The 16,872-nt window shown below is 66.8% G+C and carries 11 protein-coding genes and 1 pseudogene; 6 read left to right on the forward strand and 6 right to left on the reverse strand.

Translation table 11 applies throughout. The annotated features are described in order from the left end of the window. The first annotated feature begins 117 nt into the window (after positions 1-117). Entirely contained in the window at positions 118-5,865 is a 5,748-nt protein-coding gene (locus QM841_RS29415) for a non-ribosomal peptide synthetase (RefSeq protein WP_283334740.1), read from the forward strand. 330 nt (positions 5,866-6,195) lie between these two features. Here QM841_RS29415 and QM841_RS29420 read toward each other — a convergent pair whose 3' ends face one another. Then, complete coding sequence (locus QM841_RS29420) at positions 6,196-6,819, reverse strand: maleylpyruvate isomerase family mycothiol-dependent enzyme (RefSeq protein WP_283334741.1); 624 nt, start codon at positions 6,817-6,819, stop codon at positions 6,196-6,198. A 105-nt stretch (positions 6,820-6,924) separates the two neighbouring features. After that, a pseudogene (locus tag QM841_RS29425) lies at positions 6,925-7,244 on the reverse strand (SRPBCC family protein); the annotation flags it as partial. Positions 7,245-7,471: 227 nt separating this feature from the next. Between QM841_RS29425 and QM841_RS29430 the strand changes: the two are divergent. Continuing rightward, entirely contained in the window at positions 7,472-8,233 is a 762-nt protein-coding gene (locus QM841_RS29430) for a class I SAM-dependent methyltransferase (protein WP_283334742.1), read from the forward strand. 291 nt (positions 8,234-8,524) lie between these two features. On the opposite strand, the gene QM841_RS29435 is transcribed toward QM841_RS29430, so the two are convergent. Next, entirely contained in the window at positions 8,525-9,826 is a 1,302-nt protein-coding gene (locus QM841_RS29435) for an MFS transporter (RefSeq protein WP_349307429.1), read from the reverse strand. Between the two features lie 11 nt (positions 9,827-9,837). On the opposite strand from QM841_RS29435, the gene QM841_RS29440 reads away from it, so the two are divergent. The 3 genes from QM841_RS29440 to QM841_RS29450 are packed head-to-tail and all read left to right on the forward strand — an operon-like array spanning position 9,838 to position 11,964. Beyond that, positions 9,838-10,752, forward strand: coding sequence for a LysR family transcriptional regulator (locus tag QM841_RS29440; RefSeq protein ID WP_280784652.1), 915 nt, complete (start codon positions 9,838-9,840; stop codon positions 10,750-10,752). Then, positions 10,749-11,510: a 2-phosphosulfolactate phosphatase gene (locus tag QM841_RS29445; RefSeq protein ID WP_283334744.1), complete on the forward strand. Its 762-nt coding sequence runs from the start codon at positions 10,749-10,751 to the stop codon at positions 11,508-11,510. Before QM841_RS29440 ends, QM841_RS29445 begins: the two co-directional genes overlap by 4 nt. A gap of 10 nt (positions 11,511-11,520) precedes the next feature. Continuing rightward, positions 11,521-11,964: a protein phosphatase gene (locus tag QM841_RS29450; protein WP_280784650.1), complete on the forward strand. Its 444-nt coding sequence runs from the start codon at positions 11,521-11,523 to the stop codon at positions 11,962-11,964. Positions 11,965-12,038: 74 nt separating this feature from the next. Here QM841_RS29450 and QM841_RS29455 read toward each other — a convergent pair whose 3' ends face one another. The 3 genes from QM841_RS29455 to QM841_RS29465 form a co-directional block, all read right to left on the reverse strand. Continuing rightward, positions 12,039-14,312 (reverse strand): polyribonucleotide nucleotidyltransferase, encoded by a 2,274-nt coding sequence (locus QM841_RS29455; protein ID WP_005240683.1) that lies wholly within the window; start codon positions 14,310-14,312, stop codon positions 12,039-12,041. 312 nt (positions 14,313-14,624) lie between these two features. Beyond that, positions 14,625-14,894: a 30S ribosomal protein S15 gene (gene rpsO, locus QM841_RS29460; RefSeq protein ID WP_005240682.1), complete on the reverse strand. Its 270-nt coding sequence runs from the start codon at positions 14,892-14,894 to the stop codon at positions 14,625-14,627. Positions 14,895-15,004: 110 nt separating this feature from the next. After that, on the reverse strand, positions 15,005-15,979 hold the full coding sequence (locus tag QM841_RS29465; RefSeq protein ID WP_025432373.1) for a bifunctional riboflavin kinase/FAD synthetase: 975 nt from the start codon (positions 15,977-15,979) through the stop codon (positions 15,005-15,007). A 176-nt stretch (positions 15,980-16,155) separates the two neighbouring features. Here QM841_RS29465 and QM841_RS29470 point away from each other — a divergent pair, with 176 nt between their 5' ends. Then, positions 16,156-16,869 carry a metal-dependent transcriptional regulator gene (locus tag QM841_RS29470; protein WP_280784649.1) on the forward strand — a complete coding sequence of 238 codons (714 nt, stop codon included), beginning with the start codon at positions 16,156-16,158 and terminating at the stop codon, positions 16,867-16,869. The last annotated feature ends 3 nt before the right edge of the window (positions 16,870-16,872 follow it).

A 16,872-nucleotide genomic window follows, 5' to 3' on the forward strand; every position in this document is an offset into this window, starting at 1 on the left:
GCCGATCCCGACAGCCCGGTCGGCGACCTCGACATCCTCGACCCCGACGAAAAACAGCTGATCCTCGAGGACTGGAACCACACCGATCATGCGACAACCACCGACACACTGGTGTCGATGTTCGGTGCGCAGGTCACGCGCACACCCGACGCGCCCGCGGTGGTGGACGGAAACCGAACACTGTCCTACGCCGAGTTCGATGCACGCGTCAACCGCCTCGCCCGACACCTGATCACCCAGGGCGTGGGCCCGGAAACCATCGTGGCACTACGGATGCGCCGCTCCCTCGACTTCGTCGTCGGCGTCTACGCCACCCTCACCGCCGGTGCAGCTTATCTGCCCATCGACCCCCACCACCCAGCCGAGCGCACACACTTCATACTCGCAGTGGCGCAACCCACCTGCATGCTGACCACCACCCACGACGACCAAGACGATCCGCCCGACCCGGTACCGGTCCTCCACCTCGACACCATCGATCTGTCACCGCTGTCCGCGATGCCGGTGACCGACGCGGACCGCCGCGCACCGCTACGCCCGCAGAACACGGCCTACGTGATGTTCACCTCGGGATCGACCGGCCGCCCGAAGGGAGTGACCGTAGCGCACAGCGCGATCGTCAACGAGGTGCAGTGGGTTGCGTTCGACTACGGCTTGGGTGACCGTCTTCTGCAGAGCAACGCGGTGACCTTCGACGCATCGACTCCCGACCTCTTCGCACCGCTGCAGGTCGGGGGCTGCGTGGTCTTGGCAGGGCCCGACGGCCAACGCGACCCCGACTACCTCGCCGAACTCATCCGCACCCAAGCGATTACCCACATGTCGTCGGTGCCGACGGTGATGACCGCCCTGATGGCCGGCCGATCACCCGACGTCCTCCGCGGCGTGCGGGTGGTCTACCTCGGCGGTGAAACGCTGTCCGGGCAGACAGTCGCGCGGTTGGCGGAGTTCGGCCCGGCGACGGTATGGAACCAGTACGGGCCCACCGAAACCACCGTCAGCGTCATCTGCCACCGCTGCACCCAACACGAAGAGTCGGTGGTGCCCATCGGCACACCCCAGATCAACTGCCACGCCTACGTGCTGGACCACCGCTTGCATCCGGTACCGGTGGCGGTGGTGGGCGAGTTGTATGTGGCCGGGGTCCAGCTGGCCCGCGGATACCACAACCGGCCCGCACTGACCGCCGAACGGTTCGTCGCCAACCCCTACGGCCCACCCGGCCAACGCATGTACCGCACCGGCGACCTCGTCCGCTGGCACCCCGACGGCAACCTCGAATACCTCGGCCGCCGCGACCTCCAAGTCAAAATCCGCGGCCACCGCATCGAACTCGGCGAAATCGAAGCCACCCTCACCACCCACCCCGACATCACCCACGCCGCAGTGACAGTCCACCACGACCACCACACCGGCGACCAACTCGTCGGCTACGTCGTCCCCCGCGATGGCGCCCGCCTCGACCCGGCTCGTGTCCGCGTGCTGGTCGCGGAGCGCCTCCCCGACTACATGGTGCCCTCACCGATTACCGTGCTGGATCGATTGCCGTTGACGGCCAGTGGGAAGGTGGATCGGCGGGCGTTGCCGGCACCGGTATTTCCGGTGCCGCAGTACCGGGCGCCGGTGACGGTGGCGGAGGGGGTCGTTGCCGGCGTGTTCGCAGATGTCCTCGATCGCGAGAGGGTCGGGCTCGACGACGACTTCTTCGCCCTGGGCGGCAACTCGCTGCTCGCGACGCAGGTGGTGTCGCGGCTCAGTGTGGCGATGGATGCGCGGGTACCGATGCGAGTGCTGTTCGAGGCGTCGTCGGTGCAGGCACTGTCGACGTGGCTCGAATCCCGGGCCGCTGCGGGTGCACGCACACCCCTGGTTCCGCGGACCCGCCCCGAACACATCCCGCTATCATATGCGCAGCAACGCATCTGGTTCCTCAACCGGTTCGACCCACACTCACCGGTCTACAACATCCCCTTCGCCGTGCGCCTGTCGGGAACCATGGACACGGCCGCACTGCTGGCAGCGATCGCAGACGTCGTGGACCGGCACGAGACCCTCCGGACGATCTACCCCGAATCCGAGGCCGGCCCGCACCAAGTGGTCGTCCCGGCGGCCGAGATCAGCGGCGGATTCGCCACCGCCGCGGTGACCGAGAACGAGCTCGCCACGCGACTGCTGTCGATGGCCTCCGCCGAGTTCGACGTCACCACATCGGTGCCGGTGCGGGCCTCCCTGTTCGAGACGGCCGACAACGAGCACGTGCTCGCCGTGGTGCTGCACCACATCTGCGCCGACGGCTCCTCGATCGCCCCGCTGGCCCGAGATCTCATGGCCGCCTACACCGCGCGCACCCACGGGAACCCACCCGTCTGGAGCGCACCGACGGTGCAGTACGCCGACTACACCCTGTGGCAACGGGAGTTGCTCGGCTCCGACGACGACCCGAACTCGTTGCTCGCGCAACAGCTGACCTACTGGCGTTCCACCCTCGACGGTCTGCCCGAACAGCTCGAACTACCCGGGAACCGAACACCGCCCGCCGTCACCCACCGTGGACGAACACACACGTTCACCATCGACGCGCCCACCCACCGCGCGGCAGCCGAACTCGCACGACAACACACCGCGACCGTGTTCATGGTGCTGCACACCGCATTCGCGATATTCCTGGCCCGAACATCGGGCACCGCGGATATCGCGATCGGCACCCCCGTCGCCGGCCGCGGCGACCCGGCCCTCGACGACCTGGTCGGCATGTTCGTCAACACCCTCGCACTGCGAACCCCGGTCGACGCTGCCAGCAGCTTCACCCAACTGCTCACGACGGTGCGAGAAACCGACCTGGCCGCATTCGAGCACGCCGACGTGCCGTTCGAACGGGTGGTACAAGCCCTCAACCCGACACGATCGACCACCCGACACCCACTGTTCCAGGTGATGCTCGTCTTCCAGAACCAAGAGCACCCGAAGATCGAACTGGCGGGACTGACCGCCCGTATCGAGGACATCGACCACACCGCCACCCAGTTCGACCTCACCCTGGTGGTGAGCGAACGCGTCGACCGCGATGGTGCCGCTCAGGGTTTGACCGCCGCGCTCACTTACGCGCAGGACCTGTTCGACGAGGACACCGTCCGCGGCTTCGCCGACCGATTCACCCGACTCCTCGAGGCAGCGGTGGCCGATCCCGACAGCCCAGTCGGCGACCTCGACCTCCTCGACCCCGACGAAAAACAGCTGATCCTCGAGGACTGGAACCACACCGATCATGCGACAACCACCGACACACTGGTGTCGATGTTCGGTGCGCAGGTCACGCGCACACCCGACGCGCCCGCGGTGGTGGACGGAAACCGAACACTGTCCTACGCCGAGTTCGATGCACGCGTCAACCGTCTCGCCCGACACCTGATCACCCAGGGCGTGGGCCCGGAAACCATCGTGGCACTACGGATGCGCCGCTCCCTCGACTTCGTCGTCGGCGTCTACGCCACCCTCACCGCCGGTGCAGCTTATCTGCCCATCGACCCCCACCACCCGGCCGAGCGCACACACTTCATACTCGCAGTGGCGCAACCCACCTGCATGCTGACCACCACCCACGACGACGAAGACGATCCGCCCGACCCGGTACCGGTCCTCCACCTCGACACCATCGATCTGTCACCGCTGTCCGCGATGCCGGTGACCGACGCGGACCGCCGCGCACCGCTACGCCCGCAGAACACGGCCTACGTGATGTTCACCTCGGGATCGACCGGCCGCCCGAAGGGGGTGACCGTGGCGCACAGCGCGATCGTCAACGAGGCTCAGTGGGTGGTCGAGGCGTTCGATTACCGTGCCGGTGACCGACTTCTGCAGAGCAACGCGGTGACCTTCGACGCGTCGACCCCCGATCTCTTCGCACCGCTGCAGGTCGGGGGCTGCGTGGTCTTGGCAGGGCCCGACGGCCAACGCGACCCCGACTACCTCGCCGAACTCATCCGGGCACAGAAGGTCACTCACGTGGCGTCGGTGCCGACGGTACTGACCGCCCTGATGGCCGGCCGATCACCCGACGTCCTCCGCGGCGTGCGGGTGGTCTACCTCGGCGGTGAAACGCTGTCCGGGCAGACGGTCGCGCGGTTGGCGGAGTTCGGTCCGGCGACGGTATGGAACCAGTACGGGCCCACCGAAACCACCGTCAGCGTCATCTGCCACCGCTGCACCCAACACGAAGAGTCGGTGGTGCCCATCGGCACACCCCAGATCAACTGCCACGCCTACGTGCTGGACCACCGCTTGCATCCGGTACCGGTGGCGGTGGTGGGCGAGTTGTATGTGGCCGGGATCCAGCTGGCCCGCGGATACCACAACCGGCCCGCACTGACCGCCGAACGGTTCGTCGCCAACCCCTACGGCCCACCCGGCCAACGCATGTACCGCACCGGCGACCTCGTCCGCTGGCACCCCGACGGCAACCTCGAATACCTCGGCCGCCGCGACCTCCAAGTCAAAATCCGCGGCCACCGCATCGAACTCGGCGAAATCGAAGCCACCCTCACCACCCACCCCGACATCACCCACGCCGCAGTGACAGTCCACCACGACCACCACACCGGCGACCAACTCGTCGGCTACGTCGTCCCCCGCAACCACACCCCCCTCGACCCCACCACGATCCACACCTTCGCCGCCGACCACCTCCCCGACTACATGGTGCCCACCCCCATCACCATCCTCGACGCACTACCCCTGACCACCAACGGCAAGATCGACCGGCGAGCACTCCCCGCACCAACACCGCTGAAGCGACAGTTCCGACCACCGGTCACCCCCACCGAACAGACCATCGCCGACGTCTTCACCGACGTCCTCGGCCACGACCGAATCGGACTCGACGACGACTTCTTCACCCTGGGCGGCAACTCGCTGCTCGCCATCCAGGTCAGTGCGCGGCTGCGAGAGGCTCTCGACGTCGAGATGCCAGTGGCATGGCTCTTCACTGGCGCCACGGTGGAAGCGATCGCCAGTAGAGTCGAGGCGGTCTCCGACGGGTCGACACCTATTGCGCCGACCGGACCTTCGGCATTCGACGTCCTGTTCCCGATCACATCAGCTGGAGATTCCGACCCGATCTTTTGCATACACCCGGCTAGCGGATTGGCCTGGTGCTACGCAGGTTTGGCTCGATACACCGAACCGAGACAGCGAATCTACGGGCTGCAATCCCCCGAACTCGTCGAAGACGACCCGCATCCCCGTTCCATCGAACAGTTGGCGGAGCACTACGTCCGGGAGATCCAGGCCGTGCAATCAGATGGGCCGTATCGCCTGCTCGGCTGGTCCTTGGGCGGAGTTATTGCCCACGCCGTAGCCACACGACTCGGCCTTCTCGGGAAGCAGGTCTCGATGCTGGCGATGCTGGACAGCCGGTTCCGCGAAGCGGAATCGACTGCAAACCAGGAATTCACTGTTGAAGACATCCTGGTCGAGCTAGCCGATCTGTTTGGATTCGGTGCCGAAGACTTCGATGCCGCGGGGGAAACCATGTCGGCTGAACAAGCGACCGAACTGATTCATCTGCGAACCGGAGCATTCGAGTTTCTCCAGCCATCACACGTGAAGCGGATCGTCGAATCCTTCAATGACGCGCCACGGTTGGTCGCCGACTACCACCCCGCCGTGTTCGACGGAGACATGGTCTTCTTCGCCGCCGCAGCTGGCGAGATGACCCGAGAGGTTGCCGAAAGTTGCTGGCAACCATACATAACTGGTTCAATCGACTACTATCCCATCGATGCCACGCATATTCGTATGACCACGCCGCGAGCGTTGGCGGACATTGCACGAGTTCTCAACACCTACCTCGTCGACGCTGTCAGCTAGTGGCGCCTCCCTGTGTCAAACGAACTACTCGATGGTGCAACGAACGCATGAAATCGCCATCGCGATCCAGCCGGACAAGGCGCAGCTGATTCCGTCCACCGCGACGGCGCGGTTGCTGTCCGAGACGCTATTTAACGCTATGTGTCGCTCATCGTTCCCGAGGGCGACACGGCTCCGCCGATCCAGGCCGGCGACACGAGCCGCGCCTGCTCGACAATCGCGGACCGGCTTGCTACGACGACGTCACCGGGTCCCCGATCAGGTCCCGGGATACGGAGCCCAGATCACGCCCGCAAGTGGACCGTCGCCCGGTTTCCGGACGGTAGATCGTCAGATCGCCGCCGCGAGGACCTCCACGCCCGGTCCGTCGAGGTCGTCGAGCGCCACTCTCCGACCGGAGACGGCCAGGAGAAGCGAAAGGGCGGTGCCGCTCACCTCGGGGCCGTCGCCGATCGACACGTCGGCGTCCGCTGCCGTCAGCCGGACACGGGACACAAGCTCTTTGGCGCCGCCGAAGGACGCCGGGGTGCGCGTCTGGAGGCGGAGCGATCTGTCGACGGCCTCCGCCGGGTAGGAGCGGGTGAGTCCCAAGGGCCGACGGATGTCCTCACCGTGGACGATCTCCTCGACGAGCCTGCTGTCGAGGGGTGCCGGAGGCGTCGACGTGCGCGACGCTGCCCGACGAAGCCGCTCCAATGTCTCCTGCGGTGAGGCGCCACGCTCGCGTTCCACGCCGCGTGCGTTCTGGCGGTCGAAGTCGAATCGCGCCCGGACGAGGCCGAGCATGAAACCGAGGCGCGTCGTCCGAGCCGTGTCGACCAGGTGGGCGACCACGTCGTGCACCGTCCAGTCGCCGCAGAGCGACGGCTCGTCCCACCGTGCCGCGTCGAGACTCCCGAGGTCGTCGATCAGCGCCGCACGCTCCGCGTGCACCATCGACCAGACATATTCCACAGCTCGCTCCTTCGGTCGGCCACATCGTATGCACGGTAAGACTCGTCGAGACACGGAATCTCATCGCAGCTCGGGGAACGACCGAATGAGAGCCGACCCACATGGTCAGCTGTCGATGGTGACCACGTCTGCGAGGTTATCCAAACTTGCCCGCACCGTGCGTGAGTACGCCTTCGCGACTATCGGGGCGGCCAGCTTGCCGAAGATTCCTCCGAGGCCACTTTCGCTGTCGGTCCGATAGGTGAACAGGGTGCCGCCGTCGACTTCCTCGAGCCTCGTCGTCGCGGTGAAGCCGACCTTGCTCTCCACCGACTTGGACGTGGCCACCTTCAACGGCTCGTACTCGACGAATTCGGTCACCGGTCGAGCCGCCTACCCAGAATGCGGGTTACCCCGCGCCACCGGGTGCCCACCCCGAGTTGGCCTCGTCACGCTCCTTGCTCGGTCGGGCCACGATGGAGACCGGTCTGTTTGATTCTCCCGCTATACCTGGTCGCTATCACTGATGGTTAGCGCGTCAAAGCGCTGGTAGCGGTGTAGACACGACAAGACCGCGAAGCGCCGGCGAATCCGGTGCTGGATCGATCCGCCGAGGAGCAGAGATGATCGAATCATGACAACGGATCGCCGTACGCTTCGGAACACCTTCGAGTTGGCCGCCGAGAAGTACCACGCCGCTCGGCCCAGCTATCCGTCAGCGCTCTACGACGAACTCGTCCTCACGTCCGGACTGCGCCCAGGTGACTCGCTACTGGAGATCGGAGGAGGTACGGGCAAGGCCACCGTCGAGCTCGCGCGGAGGGGCTTCACCATCACGTCGGTCGAACTCGGGCATGACCTGGCAGCGATCGCACGTGAGAATGTAGCGGCGTTCCCCAACGCCGAGGTGGTCTGCGCCGATTTCGAGCAATGGAGGCCTGCGCCAGGCGTGACCTACGACTTAGTATTCGCGGCAACCTCCTGGCACTGGATCGATCCCTCGACGCGATACATCAAGGCGGCCAGCCTCATTCGCCCCGAAGGACATCTGGCTTTTTGGGGTGCACAACACGTGTTCCCGGAAGGTGGGGACCCGATCTTTCGTGACATTCAGCCCGTCTACGAGGAGATCGGCGAAGGTCTCCCGGATACCGCGACGTGGGCGCGCCCGGGTGAGCTGGCCGATCATCGGGCCGAATTCGAGGAGAGCGGGTTCTTCGACAGCGTCGTGGTGCGTCACTTCGACTGGGAAGTCAGCTACGACGTGGACGGCTATCTCGACCTTCTCGACACCTTCTCCGGTCACATCGCGATGGCGAAATGGCAACGGGAACGGCTGTATAGCGAGATTCGTCGTCGAGTTGCCGAGCGGCCCGAACACCGCATCCGGCGGCACTTCGGCGCGGTCCTGCACATTGCCCGCCGTCGCAGCTGATCTTCACGCATTTCGCGCCAGACGGCCGAACGACCCGACCGACTCTCCGGTCAAGCCCGGGGCGCATCACAGGCTTCGGTGTGGCCGTCCAACGCACATAGGCGAAGGCGGCTTGGTTCCGCACCTCCGAACAGTGCGACTGCCAACCCCAGAACACCTCCACTGCCGGCCAACACCGCACCGAGTAGGAACATTCCACTCATCAGACCCTCCCCTCTGTCCTGTCCCCATTACAGCAGGCCCCCACCCGGACAGGGGCTCCGGCCTGCCGGAGAGATCCCAACTCCCGCTTCAGCAGGACTCGACGGCGACGACGCGACGTGCGGTTGTCGATGGGAGGAGCGCGAGGACGAGGGCCAGCACCGTCAGGACGAGGACCAGGACGGCCACGTAAAACCATTGTCCGTTCGCCCAGGCGATTCCTCCGACCCAGCCGAACAGGCTGGAGCCGGCGTAGTAGGAGACGTTGTACAGCGCCGTCGCCTGTGCGCGACCCGTTGTCGCGTGGGCGCCGACCATGCCGGATGCGACGGCATGGCCGACGAAGAGTCCGCCGGTGATCGCGGCCACGCCGAGGAGGATCAGGACCAGCGATCCGGCGACGCTGAGCATCGTCCCACCTGCCATGAAGGCACAGGCCGACACGAGCACGGTTCGGTGACCGAACCGGCCAACCACCCAGCCGGCGGCGCGAGAGCCCGCCGTGCCCGCCAGATAGGCGAGAAAGATCAGCGACACCACCGTGGGCGCGAGGTGGTACGGAGCGGCCTCGAGGCGGAAGGGGAGGTAGTTGAAGACGGCCACCATGCCGCCGACGAGTAGCGCACCGATGCCGAACAATGCCAGCAGGCGGGTATCCCGCAGGTGGATGGCAAGGATCCCGGTGGACGGGACGGCCACTCGCCGCCCCCGACCGGCGGGAAGCAACGCGATCAGGATGGCCATCAGGATCGCCAGACCTACGCCGAGGATCGCCAAGGCCGGACGCCACCCGAGGTGATCGGCGACCGGGACGACCAGAAGTCGACCGCTCAAACCACCCAATGATGTTGCTGCCACGTAGGAACCGGCCAATGCCGCGGTCCGCGCCGGCGCGGCGACCTCGTGGAGCAGTGTCATCGCCAGCGCCGGCAGTCCCCCGAGCGCCACCCCTTGGACGAATCGTCCCGCCACCAGCGCGTCGAACGTCGGGAGCCAGGGGACGGCCACGGCGAGCAGTCCCGCGGTTGCCGCCGCGTACCGCATCGCGGTGGGGCGCCCCACCCGATCCGAGAACCGGGCCCACGGCAGAACCGACAACGCCAGCCCGAGCGTGGCCGCCGAGACCAGGAGAGAAGCCTGCGCCGGGCTCACGGACGCGTCGTGCCCGATCTGCGTGAGGAGCCCTTGAGGCGCGTACATCAGGGCAAAGGTCGCCACACCGGCACACCACAGCGCAGCCGAGAGTCGGCGGTCCGGATTGCCCGTCGGCGGCGTGGGCTGCAGGGCAGTCGCTGCGCGGGTCTCCTTCTCCGTGAGGTGTGTGGCGGGCATGGAGTCGACGTTAGATCCGAAGAACTGATGAATCCAATGCAGAACCATCCATCGACTCATACAGTTGAGTCATGAATAGCGAGACCGTCAAGGCGCTGTTGCCGCACCTCCCCGTCCTCGTCGCCCTCGGCGAAGTCGAACATGTGACTGTCGCTGCCGCGATGCTCGGGATGCCCCAGCCCACGGTCAGCCGGATAATCCGCCGACTCGAAAAGCAACTCGACATCTCGCTCCTGGAACCGGACGGCCGCGGCGTGCGCCTGACCGATGCCGGCCGGACACTGGTGCCTTACGCACAGCGCGCACTCGAGGCGGTGGTGGACGGCCTCGACGCCGTGCAGTCCGAAGACCGACAGGCGCGGGCCACCGTTCGCGTCGCCTTTCAGATGTCGCTCGGCGAGCACCTCGTGCCCGAGTTGATTCGCACCGTCCGCGCGACGGATCCGACGATCCGGTTCGTCCTCAGTCAGGGCGCGCGCCGCACGTGCCTGGACACCCTCCTCAACCGTGAGGCCGATATCGCGCTCGCCTCCCGTCTCACCCCACCGCCCGAGGGCCTGACGGTCACGCCGCTGTTCGAACAGCCGCTCGTCGTCCTGGTGCCCTCCGAACACCCGCGGGCCGCATCGACCTCGACGACGATCCGTGACCTCGCCTCCGAGCCGATCGTCACTCTCAAGCCGGGCTACGGACTCCGGGGATCGCTCGACGACCTGTTCGCCCGAGCCGGTGCCCTACCCACGATCGCGTTCGAAGGAGAGGACGTGCACACCGTGCACGGCCTGGTCGCATCCGGCTTGGGCGTGGGCATCGTGCCGGCCACGGATACTCCCCCACCCGGGTGCGCGCAGATTCGCCTCGACGATCCCCGAGCCTTCCGCGACATCGGTGCCGCGCGCCTACCCGGTCCCCCGAGCGTCGCGGTCACCACGGTTATCGCTGCCCTCATAACGCTCACGTCGACGGAGAGCGGGGAGACCCCGTGAACCGCGAACATCTCCAACACGATTACGGCCTCCGTTTCGACTGGGGCCTGCCGGGGGCGAAAGCCGTCGGCGCCGACGCCGACGTCGCGGTCGTAGTGGACGTCCTGTCGTTCACCACCACACTCACCGTTGCGGTCGACGCCGGCATCGACGTCCTGCCCTACCGGTGGAACGACGATTCTTCCGAACGCTACGCCCGTGACTCGGACGCGGTCCTCGCCGTCGGACGCAGCCGGGCGGCGAACGGGCAGATCAGCTTGTCGCCGAATACGATTCGACGGACCGCGGCGCCGCGCAGGTTGGTGCTTCCCTCGCCGAACGGATCGACCATCAGCTTCGAGCTCGGCACCGGAACCGGCGTGTGCGTCGGGGCGTCCCTACGGAATGCGACCGCTGTTGCAGACTGGATCGCCCGGCACTGCACGTCGACGTCGGTGGTGTCGGTGATCGCCGCCGGGGAGAAATGGCCGGGCGGCGAACTCCGGCCGGCGATCGAGGATCTGTGGGGCGCGGGCGCCGTGCTGTCCGCTCTGACGGCGATCGGTCGGGGCGCTGACGCGTCGCCGGAAGCCCTGGCGGCCATGACCGCCTGGCGCGGTGTCGCGGACACCCTCCCGCAGTCCCTCGCGGCGTGTGCGTCGGGACGGGAGTTGCGTGCCTCGGGATACCCGCAGGACGTCGTAATCGCCGCCGAGGTGGACCGGAGCACCGCCGTCCCGGTCCTCGAAGATCGCGTCTTCCGAGCGGCTGCGCAATAGAGTGAGCGCCATGTTCGATACCTGGGACGCCGACGCTCCTGGAGTCCTCCGCCTGCCGTCCGGGCGGCTGGTCCGCGGCCGGGGGCTGAGGCGACCACTCCCCGACGGTCCCCTCCCCGATTTCGCCGTCTACCTGCTGGGGCGGACGCCGCCGCCGGTGCAGTGGGACTCACGGTGGGTCCGCTGGCCCGACTTCGCGTTGCCGCGGGACCGCGACGACACCCTCGATGCGCTGGGTGAGGTGTGGCGCCGCGCCGCGACGGAACGGGTGGAGTTGGCATGCGGGGGCGGTCGCGGCCGGACGGGCACAGCCCTCGCCTGCATCGCCGTGCTCGACGGGGTCCCGGCGCGGGACGCCGTCGCGTACGTCCGGCAGCACTACCACCGTCACGCGGTCGAGACACCGTGGCAGCGGCGGTATGTCGGACGGTTCACCGCGGCACCGTCCTCCTGACGCACCCGACACGAAGACGCCGACGGCCCCGCACGAGATTCGTGCGGGCCGCCGGCGTGGTGACCGGGAGAAGGCTACTTCTCGGCAGCCGCCTCTTCGCTCTGCTCGGCCGGAGCCGCAGCGCCGTCTTCTTCGACGGGGATAAGCGAGATCTTGCCGCGGTTGTCGATGTCGGCAATCTCGACACGCAACTTCGAGCCGACGCTCACGACGTCCTCGACCTTGGCAATGCGCTTGCCGCTGCCCAGCTTCGAGATGTGCACCAATCCGTCGCGGCCGGGAAGGAGCGACACGAACGCACCGAAGGCGGTGGTCTTGACGACCGTGCCCAGGAAGCGCTCGCCGACCTTCGGCAGCTGCGGGTTGGCGATGGCGTTGATCATGTCGATCGCGGCCTGCGCGGACGGGCCGTCCGTCGCACCGACGAACACGGTGCCGTCATCTTCGATGGAGATGTTGGCGCCGGTCTGCTCGGTGATGGAGTTGATCATCTTGCCCTTGGGGCCGATGACCTCACCAATCTTGTCGACGGGGACCTTGATGGCCGTGACGCGCGGGGCGAACGGGCTCATCTCGTCGGGGGTGTCGATGGCCTCGGCCATGACCTCGAGGATCGTCGCCCGCGCATCCTTGGCCTGCGACAGCGCGCCGGCGAGGACCTTGGACGGGATGCCGTCGAGCTTCGTGTCGAGCTGCAGGGCCGTGACGAAGTCCTTCGTGCCCGCGACCTTGAAGTCCATGTCGCCGAACGCGTCCTCGGCACCGAGGATGTCGGTGAGCGCGACGTAGCGGGTCTCACCGTCGACCTGGTCGGAGACGAGGCCCATGGCGATACCGGCGACCGGAGCCTTCAGCGGCACACCGGCGTTGAGCAGCGCGAGCGTCGACGCGCACACGGAACCCATCGAGGTGGAGCCGTTGGAGCTGAGAGCCTCCGAGACCTGACGGATGGCGTACGGGAATTCCTCGACGCTGGGCAGCACGGGCATGAGTGCCCGCTCCGCCAGCGCGCCGTGACCGATCTCGCGGCGCTTCGGGGAACCGACGCGTCCCGTCTCACCGGTGGAGTACGGCGGGAAGTTGTAGTGGTGCATGTACCGCTTGGTCGTCTCGGGTCCGAGGGAATCGACCTGCTGCGCCATCTTCACCATGTCGAGGGTGGTGACACCCAGGATCTGGGTCTCGCCGCGCTCGAACAGAGCGGAACCGTGGGCACGCGGAACGATGGCGACCTCGGCCGACAGCGAACGGATGTCCGTGATGCCACGGCCGTCGATGCGGAACTGGTCGCGCAGGATGCGCTGACGGACCAGCTTCTTCGTCAGCGAACGGAATGCCGCGCCGAGTTCCTTCTCGCGACCCTCGAAGTTCGGGGCGACCTGCTCGAGGACCTCGACCTTGACCTCGTCGGTCTTGTCGTCGCGCTCCTGCTTGCCCGCGATGGTCAGTGCCGCGCTGAGCTTCTCCGCTGCGGCGGCCTCGACGGCTGCGAACACGTCGTCCTGGTACGCCGGGAAGACGGGGAAGTCACCGGTGGGCTTGGAGGCCTTGGCCGCGAGCTGCTGCTGCGCGGTGCAGAGGCGGGCGATGAACGGCTTGGCGGCCTCGAGGCCCTCGGCCACGATCGCCTCGGTGGGAGCCTGTGCGCCACCGTCGATCAGGGAGATCACGTTGTCGGTGGCTTCGGCCTCGACCATCATGATCGCGACGTCGGCGTCGTCACCGCTGCCGGAGACGATGCGACCCGCGACGACCATGTCGAAGACGGCGTTCTCGAGCTGCTCGACGGTGGGGAATGCGACCCACTGGCCGGCCTTGTTCTCGTCCGAGGTGATGAGCGCGACGCGCACACCGCCGACGGGTCCGGAGAACGGCAGTCCGGCGATCTGGGTGGAAGCAGACGCGGCGTTGATCGCGACCACGTCGTACAGGTCCTGCGGGTTCAGGCTCATCACCGTGACGACGACCTGGATCTCGTTGCGCAGACCGTCGACGAACGACGGGCGCAGCGGGCGGTCGATCAGGCGGCAGGTCAGGATCGCGTCCGTGGAGGGACGGCCCTCACGACGGAAGAACGAGCCGGGGATACGGCCCGCCGCGTACATGCGCTCCTCGACGTCCACCGTCAGGGGGAAGAAGTCGAAGTGCTCCTTGGGGTGCTTGCTGGCGCTCGTCGCGGACAGCAGCATCGTCTCGTCGTCCAGGTAGGCGACGACGGCGCCGGCAGCCTGCTGCGCGAGGCGACCGGTCTCGAAACGAATGGTGCGGGTTCCGAAGGACCCGTTGTCGATCACGGCGGTGGATTCGAACACGCCCTCATCGACCTCTACTGCGGAATTCTCTGTCATCTCTTCTTTTCACTTCCCTCTCGTCTTCGCCGTACCCGCGGGGGCGTTCTCACCCTCCTGGCGAGAACTGCGCACCTGAGGGACATCCCCCTCTCGAGTTCTCGGGATGTCGCTGTGCGGAGGCGGCCGTCGATCGAAGTCCCCCGGACCGTGTCCGGAAGACCACTACCGAAGACCGACACCACATTCTCGGGTGCATACGGTAGTGCTGCCCTCGGCAGCTAACGCCGATAGCCAGCGAGGCCCAGTCTAAGCAAGGCCCCGCCGGCTACCGGAGTGATTTGCGATCGAAATGACCGCTGTGTACGAAACTCAGCGACGCAGGCCGAGACGCTCGATCAGCGAGCGGTAACGCTCGATGTCGACCTTCTGGACGTACTTGAGCAGACGACGACGGCGTCCGACCAGCAGCAGGAGGCCGCGGCGGGAGTGGTGGTCGTGCTTGTGCATCTTGAGGTGTTCGGTGAGATCGACGATGCGCTTGGTGAGCATGGCCACCTGCGCCTCCGGCGAACCGGTGTCGGTCTCGTGCAGGCCGTACTCGCTCAGAACCTGCTTCTTTTCTTCGGTGGTCAATGCCACTGGTTCACTCCTGGTGATGACGTTCGCGTGCAAGGATCGAAACTCGGCGCGGCCACCGCGAACCGCAGCGCACGCCAGCGGTCTACTTTACCAGCTGAAATGGGACGGCTTTACCGCACGTCCTCCGACGCCGCCAGGATCGCACGCGCACGCTCGGCGTCCTTGCCCATCGCGACGATCAGGTCGTCGACCGAATCGAATTTTTCCATCCCGCGGAGCCGCTCCACCAGATCGACGGCCACGTGCTGGCCGTACAGGTCGGCTTCCCGGTCGAGGACGAAGGCCTCCACGGTGCGCGTCCGCCCGGAGAACGTGGGATTGGTGCCCACCGACACGGCGGCCATGTACCGCTCGCCGGAGGTGACCGTGCCCAGGTCGACTCCGTGTCCGAGCACGGTGAACCAGGCGGCGTACACGCCGTCCGCGGGAATCGCGGCATACATGGGCGGCGCGACGTTCGCCGTCGGATAGCCGAGCTGCCGTCCACGACCGTCGCCGTGGACGACGACACCCTCGACGCGGTGCGGACGGCCGAGGGCCTCCGTCGCGGCGGCCATGTCGCCGGCGTCCACGCACGACCGGATGTAGGTGGACGAGAACGTGACCGCGTGCTCCGCGAGCAACGTCACACCGTCGACCGCGAACCCGAACCGGTCTCCGATCTGACGCAGCAGGTCGACGTTGCCCGCAGCCTTCTTGCCGAACGTGAAGTTCTCACCGACGACGACATCCGCCACGTGCAGGCGCTCCACGAGAATCTCGTGGGCGTACCGCTCCGGCGTCAACTTCATGAATTCGGCGGTGAACGGCATGACGCAGAACACGTCGATCCCCAGCTCCTCCGCGAGCTCCGCCCGGCGGGCGAGCGTCGTGAGCTGGGCGGGATGACTGCCCGGACGAACCACTTCCATCGGATGAGGATCGAAAGTCATGAGCACGCTGGGTATTCCACGCGTGCGGGCAGCCGCCACCGCTCGACTGATCAGTTGGGCGTGACCTCGGTGCACGCCATCGAATACGCCGATCGTGAGAACACAACGACCCCAGTCGGCAGGAACCTCGTCGAGACCACGCCATCTCAGCACGAGTGGCAGCCTACGGTGCCGCGCGCCGATGTTCATCTCCGGACCGGGTGTCCGGCCGCCCCGCGCGCCGGCGAAGCGCCACGACCTCGCGGTTCGTGGTCACCCGGGCCGTCCCCCGGCGACGGATCAGGTGTGTCGATGTGTCTCGCCGGTAAGACTTGCCTAAGCTCGTTGGCGTGGCCGTGAACAAGAATGACCAGAGCGTGACCGAGGACTCGACCTCCGAGACCGGGGCTCTCTCGGCAGTGGCGCAGGACTACCTCAAGGTCATCTGGACCGTTCAGGAGTGGTCGCAGGAGCGGGTGTCCACGAAATTGCTCTCCGAGAAGATCGGGGTGTCGGCGTCCACCGTGTCGGAGGCCATCCGGAAACTGTCCGACCAGGGTCTCGTCGATCACGCCCGATACGGGTCCATCGCCCTCACCGAGGCGGGGCGCGTCGCCGCCGTCGGAATGGTCCGCAGGCACCGCCTCATCGAGACGTACCTGGTGCACGAACTGGGATACGGCTGGGACGAGGTGCACGACGAGGCGGAGGTACTCGAACACGCCGTCTCGGATCTGATGATCTCCCGGATGGACGCCAAGCTCGGCCATCCCGAGCGCGATCCGCACGGCGATCCGATTCCCGCGGTCGACGGCTCGGTGCCCACTCCTCCGGCACGCCAGCTCAGCGACTTCGTCAACGGCGAGAGCGGCCGCATCGCCCGGATCTCGGACTCCGACCCGGCGATGCTGCGGTACTTCGACTCGGTCGGGGTGGCACTGGACGTCACGATCACCGTGCTGGAGCGACGCGACTACGCCGGAACCGTCTCGATCCGGCTCGGCACGCACGACGACTCCATCGAGCTCGGAAACCCCGCCGCCCAGGCCATCTGGCTGGTGTGAACC

This window comes from Rhodococcus sp. IEGM 1307, assembly GCF_030056915.1.
GTDB classification, from domain to species: Bacteria; Actinomycetota; Actinomycetes; order Mycobacteriales; family Mycobacteriaceae; genus Rhodococcus_F; species Rhodococcus_F opacus_D.